The 14,433-nt window shown below is 60.5% G+C and carries 11 protein-coding genes; 1 reads left to right on the top strand and 10 read right to left on the bottom strand.

The genetic code is table 11. The features are described 5' to 3' along the window. Nucleotides 1-108 precede the first annotated feature (108 nt). The gene (locus WCE59_RS05475; protein WP_343257725.1) at nucleotides 109-3,546 is read left to right on the top strand and encodes a P-loop NTPase fold protein; all 3,438 of its coding nucleotides are present in this window, start codon (nucleotides 109-111) and stop codon (nucleotides 3,544-3,546) included. A gap of 87 nt (nucleotides 3,547-3,633) precedes the next feature. Here the strand turns inward: WCE59_RS05475 and rfbD are convergent, their stop codons facing one another. The 10 genes from rfbD to tviB form a co-directional block, all read right to left on the bottom strand. Continuing rightward, nucleotides 3,634-4,536: a dTDP-4-dehydrorhamnose reductase gene (gene rfbD / locus WCE59_RS05470; RefSeq protein ID WP_343257724.1), complete on the bottom strand. Its 903-nt coding sequence runs from the start codon at nucleotides 4,534-4,536 to the stop codon at nucleotides 3,634-3,636. Continuing rightward, nucleotides 4,533-5,090 (bottom strand): dTDP-4-dehydrorhamnose 3,5-epimerase, encoded by a 558-nt coding sequence (gene rfbC / locus WCE59_RS05465; protein WP_343257723.1) that lies wholly within the window; start codon nucleotides 5,088-5,090, stop codon nucleotides 4,533-4,535. The genes rfbD and rfbC overlap by 4 nt, the downstream gene beginning before the upstream one ends. Next, nucleotides 5,087-5,974 (bottom strand): glucose-1-phosphate thymidylyltransferase RfbA, encoded by an 888-nt coding sequence (gene rfbA / locus WCE59_RS05460; RefSeq protein WP_343257722.1) that lies wholly within the window; start codon nucleotides 5,972-5,974, stop codon nucleotides 5,087-5,089. Before rfbA ends, rfbC begins: the two co-directional genes overlap by 4 nt. Then, entirely contained in the window at nucleotides 5,971-7,029 is a 1,059-nt protein-coding gene (gene rfbB, locus WCE59_RS05455) for a dTDP-glucose 4,6-dehydratase (protein ID WP_343257721.1), read from the bottom strand. Before rfbB ends, rfbA begins: the two co-directional genes overlap by 4 nt. A 103-nt stretch (nucleotides 7,030-7,132) precedes the next feature. Continuing rightward, the gene (locus tag WCE59_RS05450) at nucleotides 7,133-8,176 is read right to left on the bottom strand and encodes an EpsG family protein (protein WP_343257720.1); all 1,044 of its coding nucleotides are present in this window, start codon (nucleotides 8,174-8,176) and stop codon (nucleotides 7,133-7,135) included. Continuing rightward, the gene (locus WCE59_RS05445) at nucleotides 8,176-9,249 is read right to left on the bottom strand and encodes a glycosyltransferase family 4 protein (protein WP_343257719.1); all 1,074 of its coding nucleotides are present in this window, start codon (nucleotides 9,247-9,249) and stop codon (nucleotides 8,176-8,178) included. The genes WCE59_RS05450 and WCE59_RS05445 overlap by 1 nt, the downstream gene beginning before the upstream one ends. Beyond that, nucleotides 9,249-10,451, bottom strand: coding sequence for a glycosyltransferase (locus tag WCE59_RS05440; protein ID WP_343257718.1), 1,203 nt, complete (start codon nucleotides 10,449-10,451; stop codon nucleotides 9,249-9,251). The genes WCE59_RS05445 and WCE59_RS05440 overlap by 1 nt, the downstream gene beginning before the upstream one ends. Beyond that, nucleotides 10,448-11,578 (bottom strand): glycosyltransferase, encoded by a 1,131-nt coding sequence (locus WCE59_RS05435; RefSeq protein WP_343257717.1) that lies wholly within the window; start codon nucleotides 11,576-11,578, stop codon nucleotides 10,448-10,450. The genes WCE59_RS05440 and WCE59_RS05435 overlap by 4 nt, the downstream gene beginning before the upstream one ends. Then, nucleotides 11,575-12,921 carry an oligosaccharide flippase family protein gene (locus WCE59_RS05430; protein ID WP_343257716.1) on the bottom strand — a complete coding sequence of 449 codons (1,347 nt, stop codon included), beginning with the start codon at nucleotides 12,919-12,921 and terminating at the stop codon, nucleotides 11,575-11,577. The genes WCE59_RS05435 and WCE59_RS05430 overlap by 4 nt, the downstream gene beginning before the upstream one ends. 190 nt (nucleotides 12,922-13,111) lie before the next feature. Next, nucleotides 13,112-14,431 carry a Vi polysaccharide biosynthesis UDP-N-acetylglucosamine C-6 dehydrogenase TviB gene (gene tviB / locus WCE59_RS05425; protein WP_343257715.1) on the bottom strand — a complete coding sequence of 440 codons (1,320 nt, stop codon included), beginning with the start codon at nucleotides 14,429-14,431 and terminating at the stop codon, nucleotides 13,112-13,114. Between the last annotated feature and the right edge of the window lie 2 nt (nucleotides 14,432-14,433).

Genomic DNA, 14,433 nt, shown 5'->3' with positions numbered 1-14,433 from the left:
ACACGTAATGACAAGCCGGGCTCGGCTGCAGAAGATTGGAGGCTGAGCGCTGGCCCATGAAGGCGGGAACCCAGAACGTCGGAACAACAGAATACGGGGAGGTATTCGGTGAACGACAAGAATCGCGACAGAGCCCAAGATCCCATGCAGCGGACGCTGCTCTTTGACCATCCATCGACAGACGACAAGTTCTCCGGCGGCGGTCACCGCAGAACTGCGGAATCCTTGGCTTCGACCATTCTCAAGTTCGGTGATCAGGTGCGATCCATCGGCCTCGAAGGCAGGTGGGGCTCCGGCAAATCGACCATACTCGGAATCGCCAATAAATTCCTCGACGACGTCGACAATGGCCGCAGATACCACGTATTCACTTTCGACCTCTGGACCAACCAGAACACGCCATTCCGCAGAGCGTTCCTCGAAAGCTTTCTGACCTGGCTCGAGGGTAGCGACGGCGCGGATCACGACTTCGTTGAAAGGATGCGCAACCGAATCCGCGACCGAACTGTTGAAACGCGGACCGAGAATACCAAGGTGTTCAGTGCCTTCGGACTATTGGCTCTGGTGTTCCTTCTCTCGCTGCCCCTTTTGTACGCATGGCTCAGTCCGGTTGCTCTGAATAATACAGCGGGAGCTCCTGTTATCTCATACGTCGCCATGATTGCCGTGGCAGCCATGTTGTTGATAACAGTGCGCCTAGCGTTTAAAACTTACAAAGACTCAAAAGACACTCCCGGTGTCCAGCCACTGACTCTGACCAAAGCGCTCTCACAGACTATTTCTGTGTTCTCAAAAGATTCCCAAATCGTTGATATCAAGCAAAGTATCCGCGAGGTTGATCCGACGCAAAACGAGTTTGAGCGGACACTAAATAAAATACTATCGTCGTTCCAAACGGAAGACCGCAGAATAATCATCGTTTTCGACAACATCGATCGGCTCCAGGCTGACAAGATCGTCGAGGCTTGGTCAGATATCCGCGCAGTCATCAGCGCAAGTCACAAAAATAGCGGCGCAAAAGAGAAGTTGACAGCTATCGTCCCTTATGATCGTCAGCATGTTCTGCGCGCCATGAAATCCGACGACACCAATCCTGCGCTCCGCCATGAGGATGTTTTCCGAAAATCGTTTGACGCGATCTTCTTCGTAGCCCCTCCAGTATTGTCCGACGCCGCTGATTTCTTCAGCGCCAGACTGTCCGAGGCCTTCTACACGGAGTTCAGCAGCAACCTCTCTTACCGGATCTACAAAATTTTCGACCTTTCGAATAACTCCGGCATTGCTACTCCCAGGCAGGTCATTGCCTACATCAATGCGATCGCGGCACTCTGGGAGCAATGGACCCCGCAGATCAATCTACCTACGATCGCAGTGTACGTGGCAAAGAAGGACGACATTGATATAGATCCGGCGATACTGCGGCAGGAAGACGGCATCGAGATCCGCTACCGCGAGCTTGCAGACGATCCGCACCTGATCCAGAACCTCGCTGCATTGACATTCAACATCGTTCCGGACCACGCCTTGCAGGTGCTCCTTCACGACAGAATCGAGCAGGCGTTCACTGCCGACGAAGACGACGCCTTCGAAGAGGTCAGATCCTCGTCAGGGTTTGCGCTCGTGCTCCCCGAGGTGTTTCGGGACTTTTCACAGAGTTGGGCGGGAAGTTCCCTGACCCAGTTCAAACAGGCGGTACGCCGCCTCGCGAGCCTGGACAAGGACGCGACCAGCACGCAAGAGTGCAAAATCCAGTTGCTCGATGCATTGAGAGAACTGCGACCCACTCCGTTCAACGAGTGGAAGAAAGCACACGATTTGCTGGCGCTGCACCAATTGTGCAACAAATTGGAAGCCGCCAAAGTCACATTGGAACTCGCAAGATGGCTCGCCAAATCCTTGCCGGATAAGGAAAGCGAGAGGACGTTCGAGCACGGATTTCATTGGCGTGGCTTCGTTTCGTGCATGTATGCGGCTGTTGAAAAGCTACACGGCCCGGGCGAAGCCATACGCAGTATCGAGGACATTGTGTTCCCGACGGGGTTCCAGTTCCTGGTCGGCGTGGCATGCGGCGAAGACGCGACGGAGCTGCGTATTTCGAGACTGAAGCGTGCCGGACGCGGCGAAGGCTCGTTGCAGACCTTCATCGACGATGCTTTGCTCGATTCTCCCGATAGATTCCTCCATGCTTGGCCAGAAATCTGCCACCTCGTCGACGATGACGCAGTTCAGAAGTACATCTTGAAACTGGCATCACATCTCACATCCCGCCAATATTCCAGCGAACCTAACAAGCTGTCCTCATATATCCAGACCCTAAACATGTTCTACGAGGATAGTGACAAGAAGGATTCATCGCTCAAGGCGCGCAGCGCGCTCGTGAACAACGGCGCGCTGTACCACGACCTCTACCAGCTCCGGGACTCCATGGACGAGGATGCTATTCAGGCGAGGTCTGGGGTCTTGTGGATGATTCTTGACCATTTCCGGGCGAAGCCGATCACACGAGCCAACCTCCAACGTCATACTTTCGGCAATCTCACCACGGCGCAAACATACGCAATTGAGCTATTCGAAAGCGGAGAGGTCGACGCCGGAACGCTCAATGCTCTCGTCGATCTCACGACGGACTACGGCCATCTCGCGCATTGGATTAGTGCTGCTGCTGGATCAAGTCACAGTGGATTGCTCCGTCGAATCATCGCCGCGACAGTCGCGAGCGGTAACTATCCCGCACCGCCGCCGAAAACGGTCATCGCACACTACGATTTCATTACCGAGTTTCTGTCGGAAGATGTTGATGCATTTCTGGCCGAGGTTGGCAACAAACGGAAGCCGAAGGATTTCGTGATCGCCGACCTTGCTTCCTTGCCCTTGGGCCTTGTGATCGCAGCCTCCCGGCGCACGGAGCCTGGCTGGCAAAGCTTTCTATCCGATCTCGACAACCAGCTTGCGGCCCAGGATGCATCGGCCTGGCGGAAAGCCCTTGGCGACGATGGTCCCTTGGTTCAATTGCTGCGTCAGCGCGTTCGCGACGCCGGTATCACTCTGAACCCGGAATCACTCCGCGATCCGATCACAGAGCATTTCCTAGAAGCTATCTCAGGAATTGTTTCTGCACCAGCCGATCTGGACGACATCGTCAACGCGCTGCCGCCGAACAATAGGGACGGCTTGACAGAGGACCTGCTCGAGCGCCTTGAGAGAACGAGCGTGACGCCAACCGGTTTTGATACCGTGCTTCAAAGCTACCCTGGGCTGCTCGACAAGTTGCCATCTGCGCAGCGACCGGATACCACCATTCGCAAGATCTTGATGCCTGCGATCCGAAGCGGCAGCGGCGCGGCCATGAATTTTATCGACGCGCACAAAGAAATATTCAAAACTGCGCTTGCCACCAATAATTCCCGAATCAAGGAGGTCCTGGAGTTTCTTGACGCCCCAGCGCAGGACAACGACGAGGAATCCGCTTCCGGCAAACAACGGATTCGCGACACTCTCAACCTGCCGCCCCCAGAACATCCGGTTACCTTATTGGACCCGAAATGAACCGTCCCGGGAATCCCTGGGCGATTCACGCGGCTTCGCGCGCATGGCGCGCTCCCACGAGGGGCATCGAATATTGCTATCGACCAGCTAAGCTGCCTCAACCATCCGATCCAACGTCTCCGCAAGAGCCACCTCCCACGTCGGCAGCGTGATCCCTAGTTCCGCCTGAATCCTAGTCGCATCGAGGGCCGAGTAACCCGGACGCTTTGCGGCAGTCGGGTACTCGCTGGTTGGAACCGCAATTACCCGCGGCAAGCTGGGGATCAATCCGCGCGCCAGCGCGCCTTCGAAGATCGCGGTGGCGAAGCCATGCCAGCTGGTCTGCCCGGTGGTGGTCAGATGCCTGACCCCCGTCATATCAAGCGGACCACGCAGTGCCTGCGCCGTCACATGCGCAATCAATGATGCAGGTGTTGGCGCGCCGATCTGGTCGGAAACGACACGGAGCTCATCACGCTCAGCGCCCAGGCGCAGCATCGTGCGAAGGAAGTTGTGGCCGTGGGGGCCGTAGACCCACGCCGTGCGGAAAATGATATGGCGGGGTCCGGCGCCCTGGATCGCATCTTCCCCGGCAAGCTTGCTGGCCCCGTACACGCCCAGCGGTCCGGTGACATCGTCCTCGCGCCGCGGTCGCGTGCCACTGCCATCAAAAACGTAGTCCGTCGAGTAATGCACCAGGAGCGCGCCCCGGCGGGCACACGCTTCGGCCAGGACGCCCGGAGCCTCCGCATTGACCCGGAATGCGATGTCCGGCTCCTGCTCGGCACGGTCGACTGCGGTATAGGCGGCAGCGTTAACGACAACGTCGGGGGCACAGCGCTCGACCAGTCCATGCAGCGTATCAAGCTGATCGAAATCGACCACCTCGCAGTGCGAGCCGTCCGGGAGCGTGCCGCTTCGCGTCGCGCATACCACCTTGCCCAGTCCGGCCAGCTCGGGCCGGAGGGCATGACCGACCTGGCCATTCGCACCGAGCAGCAGCAGCCTCACGGAACGTAGAGCGGCAAGCGCTCCTCCGGAATGTTGGCCAGCAATGGCGCGGCCGCGTCCTTGGTCGACAGCGTCGGCTCCCCAACCGGCCAGTCAATCGCCAGGCCCGGGTCGTTCCAGGCAATCGCCGCGTCAGCCTTGGGGTCGTAGGTAGCGGTGCAGAGATAGGTAAACACCGCGCGCTCACTTAACGTTACAAAGCCATGCGCGAACCCTTCAGGTATCCAGAAGTGCCGCTTGTTCTCCGCGCTCAACACCGCTGCGGTCCAGCGACCCAAGGTTGGCGAACCGCGGCGGATATCCACCGCCACGTCCCACACCTCGCCTTCCACCACCGATACGTACTTGCCCTGCGGGTTTGGCCACTGGTAGTGCAGCCCTCGCAGCACGCCGCGCGAGGACGAAGACACGTTGCCCTGCACGAAATGGGGCACCAACCCATGCAGCGCCAGCTTCTCAACGTTGAACGACTCGAAGAAGAAGCCGCGATCATCACCAAACACCTGCGGCTCAATCACAAAGCAACCCGGCAGGTCGGTGTCAACGATCTTCATCGCACAACCCCGCGCCCTGCCAAGGACAGCAGGTACTGCCCGTAGCCGTTCTTCGAAAGTGGCTCGGCCAGGCGCTCAAGATCCTCGGAGCTGATCCAGCCGTTGCTCCAGGCGATCTCCTCCGGACAGCACACCCGCAGCCCCTGGCGCGCCTCCACAGTCTCGATGAAGCTCGATGCCTCCATCAGCGACTCGTGGGTTCCGGTATCGAGCCACGCGTAGCCGCGACCCAGCTGCTCCAGATGCAGACTGCCCTCTTCCAGATAGCAGCGATTGAGATCCGTGATCTCAAGCTCGCCGCGCGCCGAGGGCTTGAGCGAGGCAGCGAACTCACTTGCCCGGCCGTCATAGAAGTACAGGCCGGTCACCGCGTAGTTGGACCTCGGCTTGGCCGGCTTCTCTTCAAGTCCGACCACCCGACCAGTGGCATCGAACTCGGCCACGCCGTAGCGCCCCGGGTCACGCACCCAGTAGCCAAATACCGTCGCGCCGTGATCGCGCGCATCTGCGCGCTTGAGAAGCTCGGTGAAGCCATGCCCGTGGAAGATGTTGTCCCCAAGCACCAGGCAACTCGGCTTGCCGTCCACAAACTCGCGACCGATCAGGTACGCCTGCGCCAAGCCGTCCGGACTGGGCTGCACCGCGTAGCGAATATCCATGCCCCACTGCGAGCCGTCGCCGAGCAGCCGCTGGAACAGCGCCTGCTCGTGCGGCGTGTTGATGATCAGCACCTCGCGGATCCCGGCAAGCATCAGCGCGCTCAGCGGGTAATAGATCATCGGCTTGTCGTACACCGGCAGCAGCTGCTTGCTGATCGCCTGGGTGATCGGATACAAGCGGGTACCGGAGCCGCCCGCCAGGATGATCCCGCGCCGTGCGGTCATGCCTGCACCCCGATCCGTTCCAGCCGATAGCTGCCATCAAGCACGCGCTGCACCCATGGCTGGTTGTCGAGGTACCAATCCACCGTTTCGGCAAGACCGCGCTCGAAGGTGTACGCAGGCGTCCAGCCCAGCTCATTGCGCAGCTTGGAGGCATCGATTGCATAGCGACGGTCATGACCAGGGCGGTCGGCCACAAATTCAATCTGCGATTCGCGCGGCTTGCCGTCCTCGCGCGGGCGGCGTTCGTCGAGCAGCGCGCAGATCGCCTTGACCACTTCAATGTTCTGCTTTTCCGCGTTGCCGCCGATGTTGTAGGTTTCGCCGACGCGGCCCTTTGCCAGCACGGTGCGAATCGCCTCGCAGTGGTCGGTCACGAACAGCCAGTCGCGCACTTGCTTGCCATCGCCGTAGATCGGCAGCGGCTCGCCGGCCAGCGCCTTGGCGATCACCAGCGGAATCAGCTTCTCGGGGAAGTGGTAGGGCCCGTAGTTGTTGCTGCAGTTGGTGGTCAGCACCGGCAGCCCGTAGGTGTGGTGGAAGGCTCGCACCAGGTGGTCGGAGGCAGCTTTCGAAGCCGAATACGGCGAGTTTGGCGCATACGGAGTGGTCTCGGTGAACAGGCCGCTATCGCCCAAGGTGCCGTAGACCTCGTCGGTAGACACATGCAGGAAACGGAAAGCTTCCTTCGCCTCGCCTTCCAGCGCCCTCCAGTAGTCACGCACCGCCTCTAGCAATGCCAGCTGGCCGACGACGTTCGTCTGTACGAAGGCAGCCGGGCCGTCGATCGAACGGTCCACATGGCTTTCGGCGGCGAAGTTGACTACCGCGTCGGGTCGGTACTCGGCCAGCAGACGCCCGACGAGCGCACGATCGCCGATGTCACCGTGGACGAACACATGGTCCGGATTGCCAGCCAGCGACGACAGGGTGTCGAGATTGCCGGCGTAGGTGAGCGCGTCGAGGTTGATGACGCGCACGCCCGCAGCGACGGCCTCGAGCACGAAGTTGGCACCGATGAAACCAGCTCCACCGGTAACAAGCCAAGTCTTCTTCATGAAATTACACACTCCTTCCAAAACTGATGGCTGCCAGCGTGAAGTCGATCCGCGTTCCGCAGGCATGCAATGCTTCCGCAGATGCATTGGCACACCCGCGGTCTCAAACAAAAGGCACAAACTGATACGGCAACCAGGTGTCTGAGTGACTGGCGAAATTGAGCCAGACGAACAGCACCGCTGCGTAGTAAGCAATCACGCCCAGCACCAACAAGGTGCGCAGGCGAACGTCGCTGCCGGCGAGTTTGGGGACACGCGAGAACACGAATAGTTGGATGGGGATTAAGTACAGAGCCACCCGATCCACTGCGGTGGTAGCGAAGGACACCATTAGAAGACAGAGCAAGGCGAACAACGCGATCCAGGTCCACAGTTTGCGTTCCTGCGGATCCGGGGCCAATTGCTTGTTGCGCAGCAACAACAACCCGGCGGGGATCGCATTCATCAGCACACGGATTTTCGCGCCTTCGGAGTGTCGCTGGTACTCCACATAATGAGTCCACAGATGGTCCGCGTCTTCGGATACCAGCAAGTAAAACATCACCAGAAAGGTGGCACCCACCAAACCCGCGGTGAGCAAGCGATTTCGGCTGCTTGCCAATGCAGCGATCGGCAGCAACAGCACCGCAGATTTATGGAACAGCGCTCCCAGTACGATCATGACCACGAACATCCGCGTGCGGTGCTCGCTTAACGCCACCAGGCCCAGCAGCGCGAAGCCCAGTGCCACTGCCTGCCGGCTGTAGCCCATGCCCACCACAACGAGCATGTACGGAACCGCCACCAGCAATGCCAACCAGGGCCACGGCTGGCGCCGACAAAAGACCACCGCGCCCCACATCATCACCGCGCCGTAGAGGAGATTGACCCAGTAAATGTTCCCCCCCAACCTGGCGACAACCCAGTTGACGACGTAATGACCGGGATCGCTTCGCCCCATGGCCTCCATGAGATGCATATTCGAGGCGATCTCGAAATGACGAAGGTAGGAACTCCAATCGCCGCCTACCTCATGCCTCAGCCCAATCATCAGAGTGAACAGGACTCCTACCGCAGACCACGCAATTAGTCGGTCCCGCTCAAGAAGCCTCCGCGGCACCACCACGGCCCACGCCACTAGCATGAACATGAACCAATAGCCGAACATCAGGGACGCTTCCCGGCTACGGTTTCGCGCAGCATGCCCAATAAGCGGGGTGCCTGTGCCTGTAACGAATAAACCTGTTCGACCTGTCTACGCCCCGCTTTGCCCAGCTCATCGCGAAGCCTCGGTTCCTCAACCATACGTTCAAGCGCTTCCACCCATTCGTCGGTGGAAACCGCTAGCGCCCCATTGAGACCGGGCTGCACGATAGTCGTGTTGACACCCACGGGAGAGGCCACAACCGGAAGGCCGCAGGCCATGTACTGGATCAACTTGTAACCACACTTCCCGCGCTCCCATGGCGCGTCCGGAAGTGGCATCACGCCGATATCCAGCTCGCGCAGCAACGCCGCCTCCGTATCCTCACGCCACTCCCAAGCCTCGAAAGGCGTCCCTTGCACCTGGTCAGGACGCGCACCGATCGCCACGCACCGGATGCGATGTCGCCGGGCCAAAGTCTCCATGACGGGCGCCAGCGGCAACAGGTACTCGGCCGTGGAGGGAGAGCCAATCCAGCCGATCGTGACCGTACCCGGATCCCGTGCCGTTGGCTTCATGACATAGCGATCCAGGTCCACGACGGTGGGCAGCCATGCCACACGCTTGCCCCCCGATGATCGCGCACGTTCGGCGAGATAGTCATTGCCTGCCGTCACCAAATCAGCCCGGCGCATGACCGTATCGATCTTGCTGCCCAGCAAGCTCCGCACCAGTGAAGAACGATGGTTGTCGTAGCGATGAAACACGGCGTCATCATAATCCGCGATCAGGGCCGGCTGTCTTGGTACCGGAATATGCTCTAACCACCCGGGCAGCCAGGGCCAGAATTCCTTCTCGACCCAGATCGCGTCGAAGCCCCGTGCGGAAACCAGCCTACCGAAACGCCGCAGGTAGGAACGAGCCACTTTCGTGGCCGCCACCTTCCCCGAATACAGATCAGACACGTAGCCATCGCCGAGCAGGGGGGTCACGGTAATGGCTACGCCCTGCGCCTGCAGCAACGGCACGTACTGCAGCGTCCTCAGCCGGCTGCTGGCGCCAAGAGCGTCGTAGCGGGGGAGCATCAACAGCCGCATCACCCTGCTTCTTCCAGTGACCGATAGACGCGCCCGTATCGGGCAACGCCTTCATTCAGGGAGAAATGTCTTACGGCTGAACGATTACAGCGCTCGACGATGTCCGGCTGCTCTGTCAGGACCAGCAAACGGGCAATACCCTCCTGCAGCGAAGCTGGATCGAAGTCCGCCAGTGCCACCCCCACCTCATCGCCCTCCAAAACCTGGGCCATGTCACCCACCCCCCGGTTGGAAAGACAGGGAACGCCGCAACCAAGGAACTCACCCAGCTTTGTCGGGGCCGAGGCCTGCTTTGAAAAAACGGGCTTGATGAAGAATATCCCGGCATCCATTCGGACAATGCATTCAGGAACTTCGGAATGATCCGCAGCCCTGATCTCTACTTGATCAAGACTTACGCCACCAGCGTCAAGACGCTCACGGATGTAAGCGTGCTCGTTCCGGTTGATTACAAGCAAACGCGCATCTGGGCGAATCCGGCGCAGCTCGGAGAAGCAGGCTACGACCTCATCAAACAGGTACCAGGTACCCGCCGAACCCACATAGCCCAGTGTGAACGGCGCATCTCCGCCACCCGGCCGGGGCAAGGGCCGGAAGCGCTCAAGATCGGCGCAGGTGGGGATCACGGTCATCGGTGGCACCCGCCCCTGCAGATAGCTGAAAGCCTTCATTTCCCGAACCCCGGCATGGGTCAGCGAGACAACATGGTCCGCATTGAGCAGGAAGCTGCGCTCGAACCATTTGGCCACGCGATACATCCGGCCACCGCGGGGCCACAGCCCCCCGTCGACCCGCTCGTCGGCCCAGAACCCGCGCATGTCGAACACGAACGTGGCCCCGGCGAACCGCTTCACGGGCAACGCCATCACCGAGGCCACGTAGCTGCGCGCATGCACGATGCCGATGCGGTGACGCACCCCCAGCCAGGTCGCCAGCACGCCCCCGCACAGAATATCCCACAGGGTGGCGATCGCCGAAGGCCGCTTGTGGTAGCGCAGGGGATGCCAGCGGATGCCTGCACGGCGCATGCGCCCCGCGATGGCCTCCCGCTCAGCGGAGTCCGCCCAGTCCTCCTTGCGCTCGAAGCTGATGAGATGGATGGTGCGATCCGTCGCCAAACGCTCCTGATAAGCCAGTACCTGCGACTGCCCCAGGGGCTCCAACATGCCGGTGTACGAGATGTAGAGTGCGGCCGACTTCATGCTTTGCTGCTTGCCTCGCGCCAGCCGGGCAGCAGCAGATCCAGGTACTGGTCTGCCACCTTGTCCACGGCGAAATCCTGTGCGCGCGCCTTCAGCGCGGCATGGTCGTGCTGCGACTGCAGCGACTCCAGCATCGCGCTGGCCAATGCGTCCGCATCACCCACCAGCACCAGCCGTCCGTACTTGCCGTCTTCGAGGATTTCGCGGGGGCCGGAGGGGCAGTCGGTGCTGACTACCGGCACGCCGTGTTCCAGCGCTTCGACGATCACGTTCCCAAAGCCTTCGTAGTCGGACGAAAGCACGAACAGATCCGCGTTCGCGTACCAAGGCGCCGTGTCTGCCCTGTACCCGAGCAGCAGAACGCGACCATTCACCCCAAACGCGTCGATCTTCGCTTGCAACGCTTGGCGCTCCTGCCCTTCGCCGACGATGCACAGCGTTGCACCCAATGAAGCAGGCAGGCGCGCAAAGGCCTCGATCGCGACGTCGAACCGCTTGACTGCCTTGAGGGTGCCCACAGCCAGTATCCGTGGGCTCGATACACCCTCCAGTTCGGGTGGCAGCACTGACACTCCGGGATGCGCCAGCCCCCGCGCTGCCGGGTTGTACTGAACCGTTATCGCCTCCCTGGACATGCGGGACAGACTGGCCATGTCGTCCGCCACGCCTGACGACACGCCAATGCGGACATCTGCGAGCCGATACCCAAGCCACGTGCTGACACGAAGAGCCGACGAATGAACCCGCCCCTTGTGGCGATAGGCAAGCGATTGCGCGGAGTGTTCGCTGACGACAACTCGACCACGAAACCCCGCCAGTTTCGCCGCCAGCGGGGCGATTGCGGTCAGCGGCCACATGGCAACAAGCAGGACGTCCGGACGCGCGTCGCGCAGGTAGCGCAATAAAGGGCCAAAAGATCGCCTCACGCGACTGGCCCCAAAGTCCACCACACTGACGCGATCTGGAAGCTGATGAAACAGCTCTCCACTGGCCTGTCGCAGAACAAACTCAACATCGCAACCTCGTGCGATCCACTCGTAGGCCATCTTCACGCGCATCCCCTCTGCCCCTCCAGGCCGCAGATCAGGCAATAGCACTGCTACCCAGCTAACATTTGCGACGCTCATGCCGATTGGCCCCCATCACGCTGCAGCGCAAAGATGCTGGTGTTGTAGGACAGACGAGCGATGCAGTCCCGCCACATCAACAGATGCCACAAAGCAAATGAGACAAGATGGGAGAAGGCAGCGCCCAAGATGCCAAAGACATGGATGAGGGGCACTGCGCAAATGGCCATTAGCACGAGCGCAAACAAGGAGGCACGAGTTACTCGTGACTGATGTCCTGTCATGTTGAGGACAGGTGCAGCAGCGCCTAGCAAAGCATTAACTAACATCCCACCGCACAGCACCAACAACACGCTATTCGCACTTTCATACTCATGCCCAAAGAGCAGAGAAATGATATCTTCGCCGGCGACTGCGAATGGCAGGGATAGCATTATCACCCCTGCAGTCATGCCGCCTGAGACAAACCCAAGCATCCGTTTCAAACGACGCGTTTCTCCCGCTGCATGCAAGCGAGCAATCACAGGCATGCTGACGATATTGAAAAGACTGATCGGCATGGCGATCAAAAGCACGAGAGAACTGGCGACTCGATAGATGCCAACCTCAGTCATAAGCACCGTAACGCCCAACAGCAGGATCAGCAGGTGGGCCTGCAACAACCGCATACCTTCCGTCAGAGCCATGGGCAACGCATCTACCAGCCAGCGACTGGCGTCCACAACCGGCGCCGCGCAGACCGACTCTTGGGGAAGCCTGCGCCGAAGCATGTAGACGGCGATGAGAAGCGCGGCGCCGGCAGCGCCGACACCGAGCAACATCGCCATCGCAGGCGACATCGGTACAAGCCACAGGCCTGTCAAAAACAGCAATAGCGAATGGAACATCGGTCGCATCAGCACCACCGGTATCTGCCCCCGGACGATCTGCTGAAGACCCCGGAGGGCCGCAGAGCGCAGTGAAAGCTGCGCAACCACGGGCACCATAAGCATTCCGGCGAGCAAGGTCAGTCCGAGAGCCGTCGACAGCCCCTGCCCGGAGAAGCACAACCAAGCAATCACCCCAGCCCCGATGATGATCGAAATCATGAAGGACATCCGCGACGACCAATGCAGAATCCCCTTCATCCGTGCCCAGTCCTGCTTGACTTGGGCAGCTGCAACCTCACGCGTCAACAGCATGGGCAGGCCAAATTCGGTGGGCACCGTGAGTAGAGCGAGGATGGACATCGCGATGCCGTAGATCCCATAACCTTCTGCTCCCAGCCCCCGTGCCAACTGCACGCCCACCAGAAAGCCGAAGCCCATACCGGCGATACGTAACCCCGCACTACCGGTGACGGCCTTGATCAGCGTTGGGCCTAGCCCTTTTCCGCTTAAATAAGAGCGCAATTGCGAGATCACGCCACGGAGTACACGCAGGTGCCGAGCGGACCTTCTGCGAAGCCGGCTACGTGCGTCCGCTGGATGATTACATCGCAATAATGGGGCATCTTGTCGATGGCAATCACTTGGTTCCCGCGCTCAAGCAGGAGTAGGACCCCTTTGGAACCGAGGCACCCGGCATCGCCGGTAACAAGAGCGCGCATTGATCTCAGAGCCTTCCATCCACCGATTCGCGCGGCAGCACATACTTCACGTCATAAAGCACCGCCCCCGGCTTCCCATGCGCACGAATCCCCGCCGCGCCCAGCTTCTTGAATTCCTCATGCCCCACCGCCACCACCACGGCGTCGTACTCGCCCTGGCCGGGCGTGGTCAGGTTCAGGCCGTACTCGTGCTTGGCTTCATCGGCATCCACCCACGGGTCGCACACATCCACCCGCGCGTTGTAGCCCTTCAGCGCATCAATGATGTCCACCACCCGCGTGTTGCGCAGGTCCGGGCAGTTCTCCTTGAACGCCAAGCCCAGCACCAGCACCCGCGCGCGCACGGGGTTGATGCCGTTGCGCACCATCAGCCGGATCACCTGGTTGGCCACGTATTCGCCCATGCCGTCGTTGGTGCGGCGGCCGGCCAGGATCACGTCGGGGTGGTGGCCCACTTCCTGCGCCTTGTGGGTGAGGTAGTAGGGATCCACGCTGATGCAGTGCCCGCCCACCAGGCCGGGGCGGAACGGCAGGAAGTTCCACTTGGTGCCAGCGGCTTCCAGCACTTCCAGGGTGTCGATGCCCAGCTTGTTGAACAGCATGGCCAGGTCGTTGACCAGGGCGATGTTGAGGTCGCGCTGGGTGTTCTCGATCACCTTGGCGGCCTCGGCCACCTTGATGCTGCTGGCTTTGTGGGTGCCGGCGGTGATGATGCTGGCGTACAGCGCATCCACGAAGTCGGCGGTCTCCGGGGTGGAGCCGGAGGTGACCTTGAGGATGTTGGTAAGGCGGTGGGATTTGTCGCCTGGGTTGATGCGTTCTGGGGAGTAGCCTACGGAAAATGTGTCGGCTTCGCGGGCATGGCCCGCTCCTACAGGGGAAGCGTTGAAGCGCAGGCCCGAGGTCTGCTCCAGGATCGGCACGCACACTTCCTCGGTGCAGCCGGGGTAGACGGTGCTTTCGTAGATCACGGTGTCGCCGGCCTTGAGGACCTTGCCCAGGGTTTCGCTGGCCTTGCGCAGGGGTGTGAGGTCCGGGCGGCGGGCGCTGTCGATCGGGGTGGGCACGGTGACGATGTAGACGTTGCAGTCGGCAATGCCGTCGGCGTCGCTGGCGTAGGTGAGGCGCGTGGCTTCGGCCAGCAGTTCGGGCTCCACTTCCAGGGTGCCGTCGCGGCCCTGGCGCAGCTCGTTGATGCGCGCGGCGTTGATGTCGAAGCCGACGGTGTCGTATTGCTTGCCGAATTCGACGGCCAGGGGCAGGCCGACGTAGCCGAGGCCCACGACTGCAATGCGTGTGGTGCCCGGGGAGGGCTTGGTTTCCATGT

This window comes from Luteimonas qiangzhengi, assembly GCF_039548515.1.
GTDB lineage: Bacteria > Pseudomonadota > Gammaproteobacteria > Xanthomonadales > Xanthomonadaceae > Luteimonas.
Note: the sequence above shows the minus strand (reverse complement) of the source record. Positions and strands in the feature narration are given on the sequence as shown.